We start from the raw sequence: 3,878 nt of genomic DNA on the forward strand, positions 1-3,878 counted from the left end.
ATCCGGGCCGGAAGCGTACCCGGGATGACCGGGCGAGGGATCTCTACCGGACGGAAGCAGTAACGTTCGGTGTAAGGTAAGCCCCAGACCGACACGTGCAGGCGGGAATCACGCGCACCCCGGAAAGTCACCAGCGTGAGGACGACACCTTCTTTCAGGGCGGCAATGACATTACCCTGCGGCTCCAGCACCTGCCCGGGAGTGAGGTGTGCAGCATTGCTGAACAGGTGAATACGGGCCGACATGTTGAGCTCCCGCTCGTGGTGAAGTCGGGCCCAGAACGCGCCAGATTCGGTTTCAGGCTCCGGACTGGCGTCATCACCCGCTTCACGATAAGGCGCGGCGTAGCGGTAATGCTTCCCGGCGGTGACCGCATCGTTACGTACGCTGACCGTCGCATCCATCGGCGTGCTGGCAGTCCGGTAGTTGTAATCACGCGTGACGACGGTGCCGATGGCGATGTTGTGCCAGGTTCGGACATCCCAGACTGATTCTGCCGCGCCGTCATACAGACCCGATGGCTCGCGGTACGGCAGGCGCACATCAAACCGGTAGAGTAAAAAGTTCAGTCAACAAAACTTAGATAAAGCGTTCTAATACCTAACTTACCAGCCAATCTATCGCCATATATCTGCTTCAGAACAGAGTCACAACGGGGACAATGAACATTCACGGTAGCCATAATTTATATCAAAAGTTACATTATAAACCAGACTCAACCAGTTGGATGCATTACCTTTATAATTAACTCTAAAAAACCAATACTTTGATGAATCTTACAATAAACCCTTTGGATTTTAATATATAAAATGCATCATCATAATTATTACTATTAAAGATATTATCATTTAAATGAAACAGATCTTTTTCAAAGCCATGACCGATAACAAACATTAACATAATATATGAAGCTTGCATCTTTGGACTGGGATTATCATGTTTAAATCTTTTAGTGCCAAGATCTATCAGTTTATTTATTTTTTCTCGTCCCAAGCATTCGCACTTCTGAGGGTAAATATCACATAATAATTTATGCATTCTATCTGTAAAATTAATTTCATGTATGCTTGAGAAATTTTCAGTCTCTAACCTGCCAAGAAAATCTTTTGCATACTTGCTATCTCCCCCAATGACATTTTCGATGTAGGTGCTAAATTTTTTATGAATAGATAAAGATATATCCAATTGATTGCCTGATGGAAATTGGTCTGGCTTAAAGCTAAAGTCAGTGTACATTGGATCAGTTTCAAACTCAGAACCTAACGTAACAGCCATATCGAAGTAAAGTTGAAGGGGACCACGTTGAGTTACCTTTGAACGGCCTGCATTCTCAATTAATTTCGCAATATGCGCTCTTAACTTTTTTTCATGCAAAGAATCATATATAAACGGAAAAATAGACTTACAATGTTTGACTAGTTCACTAACATAAGAATTAGTGGAGTACGAATCTAACAATGCGAGTTGCTCAGCGTTTATTTTCATTCAGATCACTTCCTTTTATTATTATTTTTGACAATGAAATAAACTCACCTATTTCATTTTTCTCGACGTCATATATTTTAGTTCTAACCTTGAAGTCAGCATCAATATTAACAGCACCATCATTTATAAATGGTGAAATATCTCTATCCAATAGAGCCCAGGTAAATTCAACATTTTTTCCTTCAGGGATGTAAACCATTCTTTTCTTTAAATCCCAACTAACAAGATTTGGCTTTAGTGGCATGCTTTTTTTATTATCGCGGTCAGTTAATTTGACACTAGGCCCTGTCTTTTTAATATATTCCAAAGGTATATAGAAACCTTTGGAATATATATTCCGGAGGCTCACAATGACAGGGATTTCACTCTGATTATTATATGTACATTCTTTCTGGCCGCTGCAACTAACACTGATGGTGAAAAATTCATTATCTGTCATTTTGGGACTCTCTGCTATAGAAATTGATGTATATAAGGGAGTTAATAAACTTAATATTAGACTATATCGCATATTATCCTTCTCCCTAAACCTCGTTCATTAAAAATATCATTCGCTTCAATAGCTATAAGCCATCCGTGTCTTTTCAGAATAATAGTATTCCCATATGCAGCCATAATCGTTGAAGCAGGATCACTCGGATCCCCTCCATTATAGGGAACAGAAATTGGTACATCAAGAGTCCCATCCGGTTTATAGTAAACTACTTGATCATTCTCTTCCGCGTCAGGATTGTATCCATATTCATCAGGTAACCCATAACAATGACCGAACTCGTGGGCGTATGTCCATGGACCAGTATCCTTCGATACATCGAGAACATTTCCCGTGACACCTTCACGATCATATTCATCATGTATTTTGAATATATAATGTTCATCAGACTTAACAAATATTACCTTAAACTCAATTGGTAATATTTTTGTACCACATTTAGGGTCGGAAATCTTTAATGAAAACTGATTATCCCAATGTTGCTTGACCCCTTCTGTTAGTGCTTTTTTAGCTTGTGCAACAAACTCCTTATTTACCGCATTCTCAGATTCAATTTTGAATCTGATTTCAACAATAACTATTTTTTTTGTTTTACAGAGAATACTTAATTTATACTGGACTGTTCCAAAATTATAATCATACGATTCACCAGCCGCGTTTAGCTGCTCCGAATACCTTTTCCCGGTGTGTACTTTAATCTCCTTGGTATAATCCTTGCTCCAGCAAGAAGCACATGGTAGCGTCGCACTTATTGCGGGATCTTCGCACCTAGCCACCTCAGATGGACTTTGAATGCCTCCACTTATTGCCATTGCACAAATCCTTTTTTGTCATATTTACGATTCGAAAGTTATAGAATGTGATGGTATTCATCTTCATACAGAAATCCCCACGCAACTACTCCAGCGGTAAATGACTGAAACTGTTCTTTCGTCAACACGTCAGGTAAGTAAATAAGGACACGCGGATCATAATATCGCAGCATGGCTACTTTATTATTGGGCAGGATAACCTCTAAATTTCTATTCAAATAAAAAAAATAGATCACTCATATCCAATGAACTTAGCAACCAAGAAACTGAAGGGTATTTCAACTCAAGAATATTTATTTTCCTCAACCAGTCTTCACCTAAGATTGAGATATTAAGTAACCAAGGACCTGCAAATGCAATCTTTTTATCTTCAGAATGTTCAAATAACGATTTAATAGTCTCACTTTCATATAATTCATCTGAATAAAATCGCTCATATTGTGCCCCATCAACAAGAGCATATAGCTTTCGTGAATTATCTTCACGTTGCAATGTAAACATATGTTCAGCCATATCATTAATCATAATTACTCCCCCTTAATTACTATTGGTGCACCATTTTCCGCAGCTTCAAGAAGACAACTCAGACATATTCCGCTCTGACTAAAAGAGGGCATTAAGCTAAGAGATGATGGCTCCGCCGCCATAGTCCTTTTCACCTTCCGTATATACGTCGCTGTCGTACCATACTCGACCTTTCCGGCCTCAAGTCGCAGATAGCTTCCGCCGCCGATCAGCGTGATACGTTTTTTTCCGGCAAAGGAGATGTCACTCGCTGAGCTCAGCGTCAGCTTCTTCTCAGCAAACAACCGCATGCTGGCGTTCTGCGCCTGGACATCTATTGGCCCTTCTCCGGATTTCAGGCTGACTTGCCCCGTCCGGGCAAACAGTCCCAGCTTCTCTCCGGCCAGAGCGGTCATATTGCCCATCACGCCAGCACTGAAGTCTTCTCCGGAGTTAACCGCCAGGTTCCGGCCAGCGGCCAGCTGCATATCTTCACCACTGGTCATGGCCATGCCTTCCGGGGCCGAGAAAAGCACCGCTTCATTGAGCGGTTTCAGCCGCTGCTCAAACATCTGTATCTGGCT

The 3,878-nt window shown here is 41.4% G+C and carries 6 protein-coding genes and 1 pseudogene; all 7 read right to left on the bottom strand.

From position 1 onward, the window contains the following. A pseudogene (locus tag CMQ96_RS28110) lies at positions 1–554 on the bottom strand (contractile injection system protein, VgrG/Pvc8 family); the annotation flags it as partial. A gap of 11 nt (positions 555–565) precedes the next feature. After that, positions 566–682, bottom strand: a complete 117-nt coding sequence (locus tag CMQ96_RS29100) for an IS1 family transposase (RefSeq protein WP_141522411.1) — start codon at positions 680–682, stop codon at positions 566–568. 68 nt (positions 683–750) lie between these two features. Next, positions 751–1,485 (bottom strand): hypothetical protein, encoded by a 735-nt coding sequence (locus tag CMQ96_RS28115; RefSeq protein WP_098067621.1) that lies wholly within the window; start codon positions 1,483–1,485, stop codon positions 751–753. Beyond that, positions 1,469–1,924, bottom strand: a complete 456-nt coding sequence (locus CMQ96_RS28120) for a hypothetical protein (protein WP_098067622.1) — start codon at positions 1,922–1,924, stop codon at positions 1,469–1,471. Before CMQ96_RS28120 ends, CMQ96_RS28115 begins: the two co-directional genes overlap by 17 nt. Before the next feature lie 56 nt (positions 1,925–1,980). Then, positions 1,981–2,790, bottom strand: a complete 810-nt coding sequence (locus CMQ96_RS28125) for a hypothetical protein (RefSeq protein ID WP_098067623.1) — start codon at positions 2,788–2,790, stop codon at positions 1,981–1,983. Positions 2,791–3,000: 210 nt separating this feature from the next. Beyond that, positions 3,001–3,315 carry a DUF4123 domain-containing protein gene (locus tag CMQ96_RS28130; protein WP_098067624.1) on the bottom strand — a complete coding sequence of 105 codons (315 nt, stop codon included), beginning with the start codon at positions 3,313–3,315 and terminating at the stop codon, positions 3,001–3,003. Positions 3,316–3,317: 2 nt separating this feature from the next. Next, positions 3,318–3,878, bottom strand: a 561-nt coding sequence (locus tag CMQ96_RS28135) for a DUF2345 domain-containing protein (RefSeq protein WP_255257001.1), incomplete at its 5' end; no start/stop codon positions are given.

This window comes from Klebsiella sp. MBT K-1, assembly GCF_002556465.1.
Lineage (GTDB): Bacteria > Pseudomonadota > Gammaproteobacteria > Enterobacterales > Enterobacteriaceae > Klebsiella > Klebsiella grimontii.